Annotated in this window: 14 protein-coding genes; 11 read left to right on the top strand and 3 right to left on the bottom strand. The window is 56.2% G+C overall.

The genetic code is table 11. From position 1 onward, the window contains the following. The first annotated feature begins 16 nt into the window (after positions 1-16). The 4 genes from ACWKX3_RS08130 to ACWKX3_RS08115 all read left to right on the top strand — a co-directional run bounded on the left by ACWKX3_RS08130 (position 17) and on the right by ACWKX3_RS08115 (position 3254). Positions 17-1246: a winged helix-turn-helix domain-containing protein gene (locus tag ACWKX3_RS08130; RefSeq protein WP_137271884.1), complete on the top strand. Its 1230-nt coding sequence runs from the start codon at positions 17-19 to the stop codon at positions 1244-1246. A gap of 45 nt (positions 1247-1291) precedes the next feature. Continuing rightward, positions 1292-1474, top strand: a complete 183-nt coding sequence (gene ycaR / locus ACWKX3_RS08125) for a protein YcaR (RefSeq protein ID WP_006174474.1) — start codon at positions 1292-1294, stop codon at positions 1472-1474. After that, entirely contained in the window at positions 1471-2217 is a 747-nt protein-coding gene (gene kdsB / locus ACWKX3_RS08120) for a 3-deoxy-manno-octulosonate cytidylyltransferase (RefSeq protein WP_454541568.1), read from the top strand. The genes ycaR and kdsB overlap by 4 nt, the downstream gene beginning before the upstream one ends. Positions 2218-2360: 143 nt before the next feature. Beyond that, complete coding sequence (locus ACWKX3_RS08115) at positions 2361-3254, top strand: YcbJ family phosphotransferase (protein ID WP_058609227.1); 894 nt, start codon at positions 2361-2363, stop codon at positions 3252-3254. On the opposite strand, the gene elyC is transcribed toward ACWKX3_RS08115, so the two are convergent. After that, entirely contained in the window at positions 3231-4010 is a 780-nt protein-coding gene (elyC, locus tag ACWKX3_RS08110; protein WP_058609226.1) for an envelope biogenesis factor ElyC, read from the bottom strand. The two genes, ACWKX3_RS08115 and elyC, sit on opposite strands and share 24 nt — an antisense overlap. Positions 4011-4134: 124 nt before the next feature. On the opposite strand from elyC, the gene cmoM reads away from it, so the two are divergent. The 7 genes from cmoM to ACWKX3_RS08075 all read left to right on the top strand — a co-directional run bounded on the left by cmoM (position 4135) and on the right by ACWKX3_RS08075 (position 14775). Then, entirely contained in the window at positions 4135-4914 is a 780-nt protein-coding gene (gene cmoM, locus ACWKX3_RS08105; RefSeq protein WP_006174481.1) for a tRNA uridine 5-oxyacetic acid(34) methyltransferase CmoM, read from the top strand. A gap of 3 nt (positions 4915-4917) precedes the next feature. Beyond that, on the top strand, positions 4918-6240 hold the full coding sequence (gene mukF, locus ACWKX3_RS08100) for a chromosome partition protein MukF (RefSeq protein WP_088207562.1): 1323 nt from the start codon (positions 4918-4920) through the stop codon (positions 6238-6240). Beyond that, the gene (mukE, locus tag ACWKX3_RS08095) at positions 6221-6925 is read left to right on the top strand and encodes a chromosome partition protein MukE (protein WP_042319452.1); all 705 of its coding nucleotides are present in this window, start codon (positions 6221-6223) and stop codon (positions 6923-6925) included. The genes mukF and mukE overlap by 20 nt, the downstream gene beginning before the upstream one ends. Further along, positions 6925-11373: a chromosome partition protein MukB gene (mukB, locus tag ACWKX3_RS08090; protein WP_088207561.1), complete on the top strand. Its 4449-nt coding sequence runs from the start codon at positions 6925-6927 to the stop codon at positions 11371-11373. The genes mukE and mukB overlap by 1 nt, the downstream gene beginning before the upstream one ends. Before the next feature lie 183 nt (positions 11374-11556). Beyond that, on the top strand, positions 11557-13380 hold the full coding sequence (ldtD, locus tag ACWKX3_RS08085) for a L,D-transpeptidase (RefSeq protein WP_088207560.1): 1824 nt from the start codon (positions 11557-11559) through the stop codon (positions 13378-13380). Between the two features lie 175 nt (positions 13381-13555). Continuing rightward, positions 13556-14107 carry a YcbK family protein gene (locus ACWKX3_RS08080; RefSeq protein WP_006174497.1) on the top strand — a complete coding sequence of 184 codons (552 nt, stop codon included), beginning with the start codon at positions 13556-13558 and terminating at the stop codon, positions 14105-14107. Positions 14108-14127: 20 nt separating this feature from the next. Beyond that, positions 14128-14775, top strand: a complete 648-nt coding sequence (locus tag ACWKX3_RS08075; RefSeq protein WP_058609221.1) for an MBL fold metallo-hydrolase — start codon at positions 14128-14130, stop codon at positions 14773-14775. A gap of 47 nt (positions 14776-14822) precedes the next feature. Here ACWKX3_RS08075 and ACWKX3_RS08070 read toward each other — a convergent pair whose 3' ends face one another. Continuing rightward, positions 14823-16013, bottom strand: a complete 1191-nt coding sequence (locus ACWKX3_RS08070) for an amino acid aminotransferase (RefSeq protein ID WP_454541567.1) — start codon at positions 16011-16013, stop codon at positions 14823-14825. Positions 16014-16197: 184 nt separating this feature from the next. Beyond that, positions 16198-17256, bottom strand: a complete 1059-nt coding sequence (gene ompF / locus ACWKX3_RS08065) for a porin OmpF (RefSeq protein ID WP_006174505.1) — start codon at positions 17254-17256, stop codon at positions 16198-16200. Positions 17257-17389: the final 133 nt, after the last annotated feature.

The following is a 17389-nucleotide window of genomic DNA, read 5'->3' as shown; positions in this document are numbered from 1 at the left end:
ACGGACAGGAAAACGCATGTCTTTACCGCAACTCTCGCTTTCAGCCGCACGTCATCTTCACCTTGCCGCGCAGGGGCTTTTGAAAAAGCCGCGTCGTCGCGCTCAGCCCACCGATATTCTCTCTACCGTGCAGCGCATGTCGCTACTGCAAATCGACACCATCAATATCGTGGCGCGCAGTCCTTATCTGGTGCTGTTTAGCCGTCTGGGGAACTATCAGCCTCAGTGGCTCGACAACGCCCTCAGGCAGGGCGAGCTGATGGAATATTGGGCGCACGAGGCCTGTTTCCTTCCGCGCAGCGACTTCGCGCTGGTCCGCCATCGGATGCTCTCCCCGGATAAGATGGGCTGGAAATACCGCCAGGAGTGGATGCTGGAGCACGCCGCTGAAATTGAGCAACTGATCGCGCATATTCAGGAGAAGGGGCCGGTACGGTCCGCTGATTTTGAACATCCCCGTAAAGGGGCCAGCGGCTGGTGGGAATGGAAGCCGCACAAACGACATCTGGAAGGGCTATTTACTTCCGGCAAAGTCATGGTGATTGAGCGGCGTAACTTTCAGCGTGTATATGACCTGACGCACCGCGTGATGCCGCACTGGGACGACCAGCGCGATCTCCTCACTCAGGAGGCGGCTGAAGCCGTCATGCTTGAGAACAGCGCCCGCAGCCTGGGGATTTTCCGCCCGCAATGGCTGGCGGATTACTATCGTCTTCGCCAGCCTGCGCTGAAACCGCTGCTGGAGAGGTGGCAGCAGGAGCAGCGTGTCGTCCCCGTTTCGGTGGACACGCTGGGCGAAATGTGGCTGCATGCGGATCTCCTCCCGCTGCTGCCACAGGCGCTTGATGGCAAACTGCAGGCAACCCACAGCGCGGTACTCTCGCCATTCGACCCGGTAGTCTGGGACAGAAAACGGGCTGAGCAGCTCTTTAATTTCAGCTACCGGCTGGAGTGCTATACCCCGGCACCGAAACGCCAGTTCGGTTACTTCGTGTTACCGTTACTGCACAAAGGGCAGCTTGTCGGGCGGATGGATGCCAAAATGCACCGCAAAACCGGCACGCTTGAAATCATTGCGCTTTACCTTGAGGACGGCGTGAAAGTCACCGCGACCTTAGAAAAAGGATTAACGTCCGCGATTAGCGAGTTTGCGCGCTGGCAGGACGCCCACCGCGTGACGCTGGGGCGTCTGCCCGACGGGCTGTTTAACGCCTGTCGACATGGCTGGGAAACAGGCACTCCCTGAAAAAGGAATGTGTTAAGATTTAGCGATTACCCCTACGGAGGAACTATGGATCACCGTTTACTTGAAATCATTGCCTGCCCGGTATGCAACGGCAAGCTGTACTACAGCCAGGACAAACAAGAGCTGATTTGCAAACTGGATAGCCTGGCGTTCCCGCTGCGTGACGGTATTCCGGTCCTGCTGGAAAACGAAGCCCGTTCCCTGGTCGCGGAAGAGAGCAAACCATGAGTTTTGTTGTCATCATTCCTGCCCGCTACGCCTCAACGCGCCTGCCGGGTAAACCGCTGGTGGACATCAACGGCAAGCCGATGATTGTGCACGTTCTTGAGCGTGCCCGTGAATCGGGTGCCGAGCGCGTGATTGTTGCCACCGATCACCCGGACGTGGCGCGTGCGGTGGAAGCGGCAGGCGGAGAAGTTTGCATGACCCGTGCCGATCATCAGTCCGGTACCGAACGTCTGGCGGAAGTGGTTGAAAAATGCGGCTTCAGTGACGACACGGTTATCGTGAATGTCCAGGGCGACGAGCCGATGATCCCGGCGGTTATCATTCGTCAGGTGGCGGAAAATCTGGCGCAGCGTGAGGTGGGGATGGCGACGCTCGCCGTGCCGATTCACCACGTAGAAGAAGCCTTCAATCCGAATGCGGTGAAAGTGGTGATGGATGCCGAAGGGTATGCCCTCTATTTTTCACGCGCTGCAATTCCCTGGGATCGCGATCGTTTTGCCGTCTCAAAAGAGGCGATTGGCGACACCTTCCTGCGCCATCTGGGCATCTACGGCTATCGCGCCGGTTTCATTCGCCGTTATGTCACCTGGGCACCAAGCCCGCTGGAACATATCGAGATGCTGGAGCAGCTTCGCGTCCTGTGGTACGGGGAGAAGATCCACGTTGCGGTTGCCCAGGAAGTGCCGGGTACTGGCGTAGATACCCCTGACGATCTTGAGCGCGTTCGCGCCGAAATGCGTTAATTTTTCCGTCGTCCCCCCGCCTGGGGGGACAGTTTCCCGCCAGGTTATTTCCCTTTTCAGTGCCTTAATTGATCTCTGTCGGGTGACATCTTCCCCTGACGCGCTCATTATAAAAGCAGTAGTCTTAATGGGGGTAATCTCATATGGAACAACTGCGTGCCGAACTTAGCCATCTGCTCGGGGAGACATTAAGCCGGGTGGAGTGCGTGAATGAAAAGGCCGATACCGCGCTTTGGGCGTTGTATGACAGTCAGGGAAACCCGATGCCGCTAATGGCGAGGAGTTTTTCCTCGCCGGGCGTTGCCCGACAGCTGGCCTGGAAAATGTCGATGCTGGCGCGCGAAGGGACGGTCCGTATGCCGACAGTCTACGGTGTGATGACCCATGAGGAACATCCCGGCCCGGACGTGTTGTTGATTGAGCGGTTACGCGGTGTCCCGGTGGAAGCCCCGGCGCGCACGCCAGAGCGCTGGGAGCAGTTAAAAGACCAGATTGTGGAAGCGCTGCTCGCCTGGCACCGGCAGGACAGCCGTGGTCTCGTTGGCCCGGTTGACAGCACGCAGGAGAACCTGTGGCCGCTCTGGTATCGCCAGCGCATTGAGGTGCTGTGGGGAACCTTAAACCAGTTCAACAACACCGGCCTCACCATGCAGGACAAACGCATTCTGTTCCGCACCCGGGAATGCCTGCCGGCCCTGTTCGAAGGTTTTAACGACAACTGTGTGCTGGTACACGGTAATTTTACCCTGCGCAGCATGCTTAAAGATCCGCGCAGCGATCAACTGCTGGCGATGGTCGGGCCGGGCATCATGCTTTGGGCACCGCGTGAGTACGAGTTGTTCAGGCTAAGCGACAGCGGCGCGGCAGAAGGTTTACTCTGGCACTACTTGCAGCGCGCGCCGGTGGCAGAGGCCTTCCTGTGGCGGCGCTGGCTCTACTTGCTCTGGGATGAAGTCGCGCAACTGGTCAATACCGGGCGTTTCAGTCGCGCCAACTTCGATCTTGCGGCAAAATCACTCCTGCCGTGGCTCGCCTGACACACCTTTGAGCCACTGCCAGATCCGCCCAAGCGTCTCATAGCCCACGCGATCGCTGTGCATTAACCACACCGGGGACGGGATCGCCCGCTCCCACGGATTCAGCGGTGCGGTGATGGCCAACTGGTTAGCCGGTGCCGGCAGCGGGTGTAGCCCCTGGCTCTCAAAGAAAATCATCGCTCTCGGCAGATGGGAGGCAGAGGTTACCAGCAGGAACGGAACGTCGCCGATGGCTTTTTTCACCGCGGCGGCTTCTTCTTCAGTGTCTTTGGGGCTGTCCAGCGTGATGATTGACGAGCGCGGTACGCCCAGCGATTCCGCCACTCTCGCCCCGGCTTCCGCCGTGCTGACCGGGTTCGTTTTCGCGGCGGCACCGGTGAAAATCAGTTTGGCACCCGGATTAGCCAGCCACAGGCGAATGCCTTCATTAAGCCGCGGCAGGCTGTTGTTGATCAGATTTGAACTGGGCGCCCAGTCCGGGTCCCAGGTATACCCTCCGCCGAGCACGACGATATACCCCACTTTCTGATTGCCCTGCCAGGTTGGATATTTATTCTCAATGGGGCGCAACAGCCCATCCGCCACCGGCTGCAGGCTTAACAGCAGCAGCGCCAGCCAGCCCAGGGTAATAAGCGATTTTCCACTTTTCTGGAAACGGCTAAACCACACCAGCGCCAGACCAAGCGCGATGACGAGCAGCAGCAGGGGAAGGGGAAGCATCATGCCGCCGATGTATTTTTTTAGGGTAAAAAGCATCCTTTTTGGTTCCTTTTTTAACCATATAGCAGGTGAATGCCAGTGATATTACACCAGAGAGGTTCATTCTCCGCTCGGGTGTGACAAAATAGCGGTTTTGCAGTTAGCGAGTGGAACTCTCCCAATGCGGGATCGCAATTTTGATGACATCGCGGAAAAGTTTTCGCGCAACATTTATGGCACGACTAAAGGCCAGCTGCGTCAGACGATCCTCTGGCAGGATCTCGACAAGCTTCTTGCCGACTATCCGGGCCAGAGGTTGCGTGTGCTTGATGCGGGCGGTGGCGAAGGCCAGACTGCCATCCTGATGGCACAGCGGGGTCATCACGTCACCTTGTGCGATCTCTCTGCTGAAATGGTGGCGCGTGCCCGGCAGGCGGCAGACGAGAAAGGTGTGAGCGACAACATGCATTTTATACATTGCGCCGCTCAGGACATTGCGCAGCATTTGGAAACGCAGGTTGATCTGATATTGTTTCATGCTGTGCTGGAATGGGTGGCCGATCCGCAGGCGGTGCTAAAAACGCTGTGGTCGATGTTGCGCCCGGGCGGGGCGTTATCGCTGATGTTCTACAACGCAAACGGCTTGTTAATGCGAAACGTGCTGGTGGGCAATTTCGGCTACGTTCAGCAGGGCATGTATAAAAAGAAACGGCGCACGCTGTCGCCGGATTTTCCGCGTGAACCGCAGCAGGTCTATGGCTGGCTGGAGGAGATCGGCTGGGAGATCACCGGTAAAACGGGCGTGAGGGTGTTTCATGACTATCTGCGTGATAAACAAAAACAGCATGACTGCTTAGACGCCTTAACAGAAATTGAAACGCGGTACTGCCGCCAGGAGCCTTATTTAAGCCTTGGCCGCTATATCCACGTCACCGCGCGCAAGCCGCAGATGCAAGGATAATCTATGAGTGAATTTTCCCAGACAGTCCCCGAACTGGTTGCCTGGGCCAGAAAAAATGATTTCTCCATCTCGCTGCCGGTAGACAGACTCTCTTTCCTGCTGGCGGTGGCTACGCTGAACGGCGAGCGGCTTGATGGTGAAATGAGCGAGGGTGAACTGGTGGATGCCTTCCGCCATGTCAGTGATGCGTTTGAGCAAACCAGCGAAACCATTAGCGTGCGTGCCAACAACGCGATCAACGACATGGTGCGTCAACGTCTGCTGAACCGCTTTACCAGCGAGCAGGCGGAAGGAAACGCCATTTATCGTCTGACGCCACTGGGTATCGGCATTACCGACTATTACATCCGCCAGCGTGAGTTTTCGACGCTGCGCCTCTCTATGCAGCTCTCGATTGTTGCGGGCGAGCTGAAGCGTGCCGCGGATGCTGCAGATGAGAATGGCGATGAATTCCACTGGCACCGCAACGTCTACGCGCCGCTGAAATATTCGGTAGCCGAGATCTTTGACAGTATCGATCTGACCCAGCGTCTGATGGACGAACAGCAGCAGCAGGTGAAAGACGATATCGCACAACTGCTGAATAAAGACTGGCGGGCGGCCATCTCCAGCTGCGAACTCCTGCTGTCAGAAACCTCTGGTACGCTGCGCGAACTGCAGGACACCCTCGAGGCGGCAGGGGATAAGCTGCAGGCTAACCTGCTGCGTATTCAGGATGCCACGCTTGCCCACGACGATCTGCACTTTGTCGACCGTCTGGTATTTGATTTACAAAGCAAGCTTGACCGCATTATTAGCTGGGGCCAGCAGTCGATTGACCTGTGGATTGGCTACGACCGACACGTGCATAAATTTATCCGTACCGCGATTGATATGGATAAAAACCGCGTCTTTGCTCAGCGTTTGCGCCAGTCGGTACAGACCTATTTCGATGCGCCCTGGGCGCTGACCTACGCAAGTGCCGATCGCCTGCTGGATATGCGCGATGAAGAGATGGCGTTGCGTGATGAAGAAGTGACCGGTGAACTGCCACCGGATCTGGAATTCGAAGAATTCAACGAAATTCGCGAGCAGCTTGCGGCGATGATCGAAGAACAGCTCGCGGTCTACAAAACCAGACAAGTGCCGCTGGATCTTGGTCTCGTGGTGCGCGACTATCTGGCGCAATATCCTCGGGCGCGCCATTTCGATATCGCCCGCATTGTCGTCGACCAGGCCGTACGCCTGGGCGTCGCGCAAGCAGATTTCACCGGGCTGCCGCCGAAGTGGCAGCCGATTAACGATTACGGAGCCAAGGTACAGGCGCATGTCATTGACAAATATTGAAAACGTGATGCCAGTTAAGCTGGCACAGGCGCTGGCGAATCCGTTGTTTCCGGCGCTGGACAGCCAGCTACGTGCCGGTCGTCACATTGGCCTTGACGAGCTGGATAATCACGCCTTTTTGATGGACTTCCAGGAGTATCTGGAAGAGTTTTACGCGCGTTACAACGTTGAGCTTATTCGTGCGCCGGAAGGTTTTTTCTATCTGCGCCCGCGCTCCACGACGCTCATTCCGCGCTCCGTGCTTTCCGAGCTGGACATGATGGTCGGGAAAATTCTCTGCTATCTCTATCTCAGCCCGGAACGTCTGGCGAACGAAGGTATTTTCACGCAACAGGAGCTTTACGATGAGCTGCTGGCGCTGGCGGATGAAAGCAAGCTGCTCAAGCTGGTGAACAACCGTTCGACGGGGTCAGACCTTGATCGTCAGAAATTGCAGGAAAAAGTTCGCTCTTCTCTGAACCGTCTGCGCCGACTGGGTATGGTCTGGTTTATGGGCCATGACAGCAGCAAGTTCCGCATTACGGAATCAGTCTTCCGCTTTGGTGCCGACGTGCGCGCGGGCGACGATGCGCGTGAGGCGCAGCTACGCATGATCCGTGACGGTGAAGCGATGCCGGTGGAAAACCATTTGCAGCTCAATGATGAGCATGAAGAGAATCAGCCGGAAAGCGGGGAGGAAGAGTAATGATTGAACGCGGTAAATTTCGCTCACTGACGCTGATTAACTGGAACGGCTTCTTTGCCCGAACCTTCGATCTGGATGAGCTGGTCACCACGCTCTCCGGCGGTAACGGGGCGGGTAAATCCACCACCATGGCGGCGTTCGTCACGGCGCTGATCCCCGATTTGACCCTGCTGCACTTCCGAAACACCACCGAAGCGGGCGCGACAAGCGGCTCCCGTGACAAAGGCCTGCACGGTAAGCTGAAAGCGGGCGTCTGTTATTCGGTGCTGGACGTGATCAACTCCCGTCATCAGCGCGTGGTGGTTGGCGTGCGTCTGCAACAGGTGGCAGGCCGTGACCGTAAGGTTGATATCAAACCTTTCGCCATTCAGGGCCTGCCGACTTCCGTGCAGCCGACCGCGCTGCTGACGGAGACCTTAAACGAACGTCAGGCGCGCGTGCTGACGCTTCAGGAGCTGAAAGACAAGCTTGAAGCTATCGAAGGCGTGCAGTTTAAGCAGTTCAACTCCATTACCGAATACCACTCCCTGATGTTCGATCTGGGCGTGGTTGCCCGTCGTCTGCGGACTGCATCCGACCGTAGCAAATATTACCGTCTGATCGAAGCGTCCCTGTACGGCGGTATCTCCAGCGCCATTACCCGCTCGTTGCGCGACTACCTGTTGCCAGAAAACAGCGGCGTGCGTAAAGCCTTCCAGGACATGGAAGCCGCACTGCGTGAAAACCGCATGACGCTGGAAGCGATCCGCGTGACCCAGTCTGACCGCGATCTGTTTAAACATCTGATCAGCGAAGCCACTAACTACGTGGCGGCAGACTATATGCGTCACGCCAACGAGCGCCGCATACATCTCGATCAGGCTCTGGAGTACCGCCGCGAACTGTTTACATCCCGTAAGCAGCTGGTGGCTGAGCAGTATAAGCACGTCGAAATGGCGCGCGAACTGGGTGAGCACAACGGTGCGGAAGGGGATCTGGAAGCCGATTACCAGGCCGCCAGCGATCACCTGAACCTGGTGCAGACCGCGCTGCGTCAGCAGGAAAAAATCGAGCGCTACGAAGCGGATCTCGATGAGCTGCAAATTCGTCTTGAAGAGCAAAACGAAGTGGTGGCCGAAGCCGCCGATCTGCAGGAAGAGAACGAAGCGCGCGCCGAAGCGGCCGAACTGGAAGTGGATGAGCTGAAAAGCCAGCTCGCCGATTACCAGCAGGCGCTGGACGTGCAGCAGACCCGTGCGATTCAGTACACCCAGGCGCTGCAGGCCCTGCAGCGTGCGAAAGAGCTGTGTCACCTGCCGGACTTAACGCCAGAGAGCGCGGAAGACTGGCTGGACACCTTCCAGGCGAAAGAGCAGGAAGCCACCGAGAAACTGCTGTCGCTCGATCAGAAAATGAGCGTGGCGCAAACGGCGCACAGCCAGTTTGAGCAGGCATACCAGCTGGTCGTGGCGATCAATGGCCCGGTTGCGCGTAGCGACGCCTGGAGCGTTGCCCGCGAACTGCTGCGTGACGGTATGAACCAGCGCCATCTGGCCGAACAGGTTCAGCCGCTGCGTATGCGTCTGAACGAACTGGAACAGCGTCTACGCGAACAGCAGGAAGCCGAGCGTCTGCTGGCCGATTTCTGCAAACGTCAGGGCAAAAATTACGATTTCGACGATCTTGAAGCCCTGCATCAGGAGCTGGAAGCGCGAATTGCTTCACTTTCTGACAGCGTTTCCAGCGCCAGCGAACAGCGCATGAACCTGCGTCAGGAAATGGATCAGCTCCAGTCTCGTTCGCAAAAGCTCCTGCAACGCGCGCCGATCTGGCTTGCCGCGCAAAGCAGCCTGAGCCAGCTCAGCGAGCAGTGCGGGGAAACGTTTGAATCCGGCCAGGACGTTACGGAATACCTGCAACAACTGCTGGAGCGTGAGCGTGAAGCGATCGTTGAGCGTGATGAAGTCGGTAACCGTAAACGTGAAGTTGACGAAGAGATTGAACGCTTAAGCCAGCCGGGCGGTGCAGAAGATGCGCGCCTGAATGCGCTGGCGGAACGTTTTGGCGGCGTACTGCTGTCGGAAATTTATGACGACGTGGGTCTGGATGACGCGCCGTACTTCTCGGCGCTGTACGGCCCGTCGCGTAATGCGATCGTCGTGCCCGATCTGTCGCAGATTTCTGAGCAGCTGGCCGGTCTGGAAGATTGCCCGGAAGATCTCTATTTAATCGAAGGGGATCCGCAGTCATTCGATGACAGCGTGTTCAGCGTGGACGAGCTTGAAAAAGCGGTGGTGGTGAAAATTGCCGACCGCCAGTGGCGCTATTCTCGCTTCCCGGAACTGCCGCTGTTTGGTCGTGCCGCGCGTGAAAACCGTATCGAAAGTCTGCATGCTGAACGTGAAACGTTGTCAGAGCGTTTTGCCACCCTGTCGTTCGACGTTCAGAAAACCCAGCGTCTGCATCAGGCCTTCAGCCGCTTTATCGGTAGCCATCTGGCGGTGGCGTTTGACGCCGACCCGGAAGCCGAAATTCGCAAGCTCAACACCCGCCGGGGTGAACTGGAACGCGCGCTGGCGAATCATGAAAATGATAACCAGCAGAGCCGTGTACAGTTCGAACAGGCGAAAGAGGGCGTAGCCGCGCTCAACCGCATTCTGCCGCGTCTTAACCTTCTGGCGGACGAGACGCTGGCCGATCGCGTCGATGAAATTCAGGAACGTCTGGATGAAGCGCAGGAAGCGGCACGTTTCATTCAGCAGCATGGTAATCAGCTGGCGAAACTGGAACCGGTGCTTTCGGTGCTCCAGAGCGATCCGGAACAGTATGAGCAGCTGAAAGAAGATTACGCCTGGTCTCAGCAGGTACAGCGCGAAGCCCGCCAGCAGGCATTTGCCCTGACGGAAGTGGTGCAGCGTCGCGCCCACTTTGGCTACTCTGATTCCGCTGAAATGCTCAGCGGTAACAGCGATCTTAACGAGAAACTTCGCCAGCGTCTTGAGCAGGCGGAAGCGGAACGTACCCGCGCCCGTGAAGCCATGCGTACGCACGCTGCGCAGCTGAGTCAGTACAGCCAGGTCATGGCCTCGCTGAAAAGCTCCTATGACACCAAGAAAGAGCTTCTTAACGATTTACACAAAGAGCTGCAGGATATCGGGGTTCGCGCCGACAGCGGCTCGGAAGAGCGGGCGCGTATTCGTCGCGACGAGCTGCATGCCCAGTTAAGCAACAACCGTGCGCGCCGTAATCAGCTGGAAAAAGCGCTGACCTTCTGTGAAGCGGAGATGGACAACCTGACGCGTCGCCTGCGCAAGCTGGAACGTGACTATCACGAAATGCGCGAGCAGGTTGTGACCGCCAAGGCGGGCTGGTGCGCGGTGATGCGCATGGTGAAAGACAATAACGTTGAGCGTCGTCTGCACCGTCGCGAGCTGGCCTACCTTTCCGGGGATGAACTGCGCTCCATGTCGGATAAGGCATTGGGTGCGCTGCGTCTGGCGGTAGCGGATAACGAACATCTGCGCGACGTGCTGCGCATGTCCGAAGATCCAAAACGTCCAGAGCGTAAAATCCAGTTCTTCGTGGCGGTTTACCAGCACCTGCGCGAGCGTATTCGCCAGGATATCATCCGCACCGACGATCCGGTCGAAGCCATCGAGCAGATGGAAATCGAGCTGGGTCGCCTGACGGAAGAGTTAACCTCCCGCGAGCAGAAGCTGGCAATCAGTTCCCGCAGCGTGGCAAATATCATCCGCAAAACCATTCAGCGCGAGCAGAACCGTATTCGTCAGCTGAACCAGGGACTGCAGAGCGTGTCGTTTGGACAGGTTAACAGCGTGCGTCTGAACGTGAACGTACGTGAGGCCCACTCGACGCTGCTTGATGTGTTGTCCGAGCAGCACGAACAGCATCAGGATCTGTTTAACAGCAACCGCCTGACCTTCTCGGAAGCACTGGCGAAGCTGTACCAGCGCCTGAACCCGCAGATTGATATGGGGCAGCGCACGCCGCAAACCATCGGCGAAGAACTGCTGGATTACCGTAACTATCTTGAGATGGAAGTGGAGGTCAACCGTGGTTCAGACGGCTGGCTGCGCGCCGAGTCCGGTGCGCTCTCAACAGGTGAGGCTATCGGTACCGGGATGTCTATTCTGGTGATGGTGGTGCAGAGCTGGGAAGATGAGGCGCGTCGTCTGCGCGGCAAAGATATCTCCCCATGCCGCCTGCTGTTCCTTGATGAAGCGGCGCGTCTTGATGCCCGCTCTATCGCCACGCTGTTTGAGCTGTGCGACCGTCTTGATATGCAGCTTATCATCGCGGCACCAGAGAACATCAGCCCGGAAAAAGGCACTACCTATAAGCTGGTGCGTAAAGTCTTCCAGAACAGCGAGCACGTACACGTCGTGGGTCTGCGCGGCTTTGCACCGCAGCCACCGGAGTCGTTACCCGGCACGGCTGACGCTTCCTGAGGCGTTTTGTTACAAAGAGCGGCGCAGTAGCGCCGCTTTTTTTATTCACTTAACTTGTGCTGATAGCGGGGTTATCTTTAAACTTCTTTACATAAGGCAAGGCAACTGCGGTTATGCCTTCCTATACTAACTAAACATAAGCCCCAGAATGATGGGCATGTCGTGAAAAACAGGGGGCAAGGGATGTTGCTAAAGAAAAATCGTGGTCGTCAGCTGTCAGCGCTGGGTTTGTGCCTGACAGTGATGTTTGCTCCACTGTTTACCGCACAGGCGGATGAGCCTGAAGTTGTGCCTTCGGACAGCTCTGCAACGACGGGTACACAACCGATGTCGCTGTCTCTGCCGCTGGATCAATCTCCGGCGACGGCGATCATGGCGGGAATCCGGCCGCTACCCGAAGGGATCGACACTGGTTCACTTCGCCAGCAGCTGATGACGGGCTTGCCGTCAGGCTACACGCCAGCCTATATCAACCAGCTCACGCTGCTGTATGCCGCGCGTGATATGAAACCTATGTGGGAAAACCGCGACGCGGTGCGCGCGTTTCAGCAACAGCTTGCGGAAGTCGCGATTGCAGGTTTCCAGCCGCAGTTCACCACCTGGGTGGAGCTGCTGACCGACCCTTCCGTTACCGGCCAGGCGCGGGATGTGGTGTTGTCTGATGCGATGATGGGCTACCTGCAGTTTGTGGCGGGCATTCCGGTTAATGGCAACCGCTGGCTGTATAGTCAAAAGCCTTACAAGCTGGCGACCCCGGCGCTGTCAGTGATTAACCAGTGGCAGCTGTCGCTGGATAATGGTGAACTGCCGCGCTTTATCGCAAGCCTTGCGCCTGCGCATCCGCAATACGCCACGATGCATCAATCCTTACTGGCGCTGGTGGCGGACTCGCGGCCGTGGCCGCAACTGCGCGCCACCGCGACGCTTCGCCCTGGCCAGTGGAGCAGCGATGTTCCCGCCCTGCGTGAAATCCTCAGCCGTTCCGGCATCCTCGACGGCGGGCCTAACATTGCTCTTCCTGGCGACGATTCGCAAAACGTGGTGGTCAGCCCGTCTGCCCCGGTCAAAGAGAAAAAAGCCGTAGGGCTAAACAACAAGCCCGCGGCGTACGATCGTGAACTGGTGGCAGCCGTGAAGCAATTTCAGGCCGCGCAAGGGCTGGGGGCTGATGGCGTCATTGGTCAGTCCACGCGTGACTGGCTGAACGTCTCTCCTGCGCAGCGGGCAGGGGTGCTGGCGCTGAATATCCAGCGTTTGCGTTTGCTGCCGGGTACGCTTTCGACCGGCATCATGGTCAATATTCCTGCTTACTCTCTGGTTTATTATCAGGACGGAAACGAAGTGCTGGCGTCCCGCGTCATTGTCGGGCGGCCAGATCGTAAAACGCCGATGATGAGCAGCGCGCTGAACAATGTCGTGGTGAACCCGCCGTGGAACGTTCCGCCGACGCTTGCGCGCAAAGACATCCTGCCTAAGGTGTGGAACGATCCGGGCTATCTGGAACGCCACGGTTATACGGTGATGCGCGGCTGGAACAGTAAAGAAGCGATTGACCCGTATATGGTCGACTGGTCTACAATTACGGCCTCGAACCTGCCGTTCCGTTTCCAGCAGGCACCGGGCGCGCATAACTCGCTGGGACGTTACAAGTTCAATATGCCGAGTTCCGACGCTATCTATTTGCACGATACGCCAAACCATACCCTGTTCCAGAAAGACACCCGCGCACTCAGCTCCGGCTGCGTTCGTGTAAACAAAGCGTCTGAACTGGCGAACATGCTGTTGCAGGATGCCGGCTGGAACGATACGCGGATCTCTGATGCGCTGAAACAAGGTGATACCCGGTACGTGAATATCCGCCACAATATTCCCGTCAATCTTTACTACCTGACGGCGTTTGTCGGGGCCGACGGGCGTACCCAGTATCGTACAGATATTTACAATTATGATCTCCCCGCGCGATCCGGCGCACAAATTTTGCCAAAAGCGGAACAATTAATCAGGTAAATGAAGTAGTTCGGGAAAAATGATTGTCGTAAGTTATGGTGAATACGGGGCAATATGGCTGTAGGCCGCGTATTTACTGGGGTTGGGCGCCTTGACGTTGTCGGCTTTGCCAGTTAAGGTGCCCTTCGTGCGCTAAGCATATTGACGATTTCATTGACCTGTAGACCTGATTATCATGGACAAATTTGACGCTAATCGCCGCAAACTGCTGGCGTTAGGTGGTGTTGCGCTGGGCGCAGCGGCCATCTTGCCGACGCCAGCATTTGCCACCCTCTCGACCCCACGTCCGCGTATTTTAACGCTCAACAATCTTCACACCGGTGAGTCGCTTAAAGCGGAGTTTTTCGATGGCAGAGGCTATATTCAGGATGAATTAGCAAAACTAAACCATTTTTTCCGTGATTTCCGCGCGAATAAAATAAAAGCCATCGATCCAGGACTGTTTGATCAGTTGTTTCGCCTTCAGGGCCTGTTGGGGACCAGCAGACCTGTGCAGCTCATTTCTGGCTATCGCTCGCTCGATACCAATAACGAACTGCGTGCCCACAGCCGTGGGGTAGCGAAAAAAAGCTACCACACCAAAGGGCAGGCAATGGATTTCCACATTGAAGGCGTTTCGTTAGCCAATATTCGCAAAGCTGCGTTATCTATGCGCGCAGGTGGTGTAGGATATTACCCACGTAGCAACTTTGTGCATATTGATACCGGGCCGGTCAGGCACTGGTAATAACGAAACACAGGAGCAGTATGAACTATCGTATTATTCCGGTTACCGCGTTCTCCCAGAACTGTTCATTAATCTGGTGTGAGCAAACCAAACTGGCCGCGCTTGTTGATCCCGGCGGCGACGCTGAGAAAATCAAGCAGGAAGTCGCTGCAAGCGGCGTCACACTGATGCAGATCCTGCTCACTCACGGTCACCTTGACCACGTGGGGGCAGCAGCTGAACTGGCGCAGCACTACGGTGTGCCGGTTATCGGTCCGGAAAAAGAAGATGAGTTCTGGCTTGAGGGGTTACCTGCCCAAAGTCGCATGTTTGGCCTTGATGAGTGTCAGCCGCTGACGCCCGATCGCTGGCTGAACGAAGGAGATCGTGTAAGCGTAGGGAATGTGACGTTACAGGTGTTGCATTGTCCCGGGCACACGCCGGGCCATATCGTCTTCTTTGATGACCAGTCGCGTCTGCTGATTTCCGGCGATGTGATTTTCAAAGGTGGGGTAGGACGCAGTGATTTTCCGCGCGGCGATCACGGACAGCTGATCCAGTCGATTAAGCAGAAGTTATTGCCGTTAGGCGATGACGTGACGTTTATCCCCGGGCACGGTCCGATGTCGACGCTGGGCTATGAACGGGTACACAATCCGTTCCTTCAGGATGAAATGCCTGTCTGGTAACCAGAATGAAAAAAGCCTGCATATGCAGGCTTTTTTGTGGGCGCGAGTTACAGAACGGCGACAATCGCCTCGCACAGCGGTGCCATATTATCTGGCGTCATGCCCGCCACGTTTACGCGGCCAGAGGCAACGGCGTAGACGCCGAACTCTTCACGCAGACGCAGAACCTGTTCTTTAGTCAGGCCGCTGAACGAGAACATGCCGTTTTGCTTGATGATGAAGCTGAAATCACGGTCAGCCCCTTTCTCCGCCAGCGTGCTCACAAACAGCAGACGCATGCGCTGGATACGCTGGCGCATATCGTTCAGCTCCTGCTCCCAGATCGCGCGCAGCGCGTCGTTGCTCAGGATGGTCGCCACCACAGAGGCACCGTGTGCCGGTGGGTTAGAGTAGTTTGCACGGATCACGGATTTCATCTGGCTGAACGCGCGGTCGACGGTCTGATCGTCGGCGGCGACCAGCGTACAGGCACCCACGCGCTCATTGTACAGGCCGAAGTTCTTGGAGTATGAGCTTGCGACAATCAGCTCCTGATGAACAGCCGCGAACGCGCGCAGGCCTTCGGCATCTTCTTCCAGCCCGCGAGCAAAGCCCTGGTAGGCGAAGTCGAACAGCGGCAGCCAGCCTTTTTCAACGGACAGTTTTGCCAGCTGTTCCCACTGTTCCAGCGTCGGATCGATACCGGTTGGGTTATGGCAGCAGCCATGGAACAGAACAACGTCACCCGCCTGCGCGTCGTTCAGGCTGGTCAGCAGACCGTCAAAGTCCAGCGCGTGGTTTGCTGCATCGTAGTAAGCGTATTCACACACTTCCAGACCCGCAGAGTTAAAGACGTTTTTATGGTTTGGCCAGCTTGGGTTGCTGACCCAGACGCGCTTAACGGAGGTGTTTTTCGCCAGGAAATCCGCCGCAACGCGCAGGGCACCGGTGCCGCCTGGCGTTTGTGCTGTACGAGCGCGTTTGCTGCTCACAATCTCACTGCCTTTACCGAACAGCAGTTCCTGCGTGCAGCGACCAAATTCAGGGATACCATCAATACCGAGGTAGTTCTTGGTGGTTTCGTTTTCCAGCAGGTACTGTTCCGCTTTTTTAACGCTGGTCAGTACCGGTGTTTTGCCGGTTTCATCTTTATATACACCAATACCCAGGTTGATTTTGCCAGGGCGGTCATCGGCACGAAACAGATCGGCCAGGCCCAGAATTGGGTCGGCAGGAGCGGCGGTAATGTTCTCAAACATGACGAAGTTCCATTGTGATTACAGAAGTGAAATCCGCTATCAGGTTAACGGTAGATTTACAAAATGCCAACCGTTTGCGACGAAAAGCGTGCAGCTTCTCAAAAGTCGCCATTTTTTGCTTTCAGGCAAAAAAAAACAGGGCCGAAGCCCTGTTCATTAAGCATATAACATTGTGGCGTGCTGATTAGAACTGGTAAACGATACCCAGAGCAACGGTGTCATCATTGTTGATACCGAGCTTGTTGTCGTCTTTCAGCTGGTTGATCTGGTAGTCAACATAGGTGGACATGTTTTTGTTGAAGTAGTAAGTCGCACCCACTTCGATGTAGTTGATGAAGTCTTCGTCGCCGATACCTTCTACGTCTTTCGCTTTAGATTTGTAGTAGGAAATGGACGGACGCAGGCCGAAATCGAACTGGTACTGTGCAACAACAGAGAAGTCCTGAGACTTGTTAGCGAAGCCACGGCTGCCCAGACGCGCTGCGTTCTGCATTTCGCCGTACAGTGCTGCCAGGTAGATGTTGTTCGCGTCGTATTTCAGACCGGTCGCCCACTGCTCAGCTTTATCACCGTTACCCCATTCCAGAGTCTGCTGGTTGTTGGTACGGTCAGCGGCGCCGTAAGCACCCAGTACTGCGAAGCCATCAAACTCGTAGCTCAGAGAGGTTGCCCAGCCGTCGCCGTTAGAACGGGTAGCGTCGGTACGCTCGTTTTTACCCAGGTACTGAACGCCAAAGTTCAGACCGTCAACCAGACCGAAGAAGTTGTTGTTACGGTAAGTTGCCAGACCACCGGTACGGCCCGCGAAGAAGTCATCGCTTGCGCCAGTGTCGCCGCCGAACTCAGGTAGCATATCGGTGATACCGATAACGTCATACACCAGACCATAGTTACGACCGTAGTCGAAGGAGCCTGCGTCACCGAATTTCAGACCTGCGAATGCCAGACGAGTTTTGTTGCCGCTCTGTGCGTCGCTGCCTTCAGAGTTGTTACCCTGGAAGTTGTATTCCCACTGGCCGTAACCGGTCAGCTGGTCGTTGATCTGGGTTTCGCCTTTGAAGCCCAGACGCGCGTAAGTCATGTCGCCATCGTTGCCATCATTGTCAGAGAAGTAATGCAGGCCAACAGCTTTCCCGTAAAGATCTAATTTGTTGCCGTCTTTGTTATAGATTTCTGCAGCGTTAGCTGCACCGGCTACCAGCAGGGCAGGGATAACCACTGCCAGGATATTGCGCTTCATCATTATTTATTACCCTCATTGGTTTTTTTATGACACTCGCCACTGCCGCCAATAAATTCTGTCAATAAATATTTCCGGAACTATTGATGAGAGTTAGGTGTCTTTATGTGTCTGACAGGCATCTTTCCATTCATAG

Source organism: Enterobacter sp. UPMP2052 (assembly GCF_053709675.1).
This window is presented reverse-complemented; position numbering and strand designations above follow the sequence as displayed.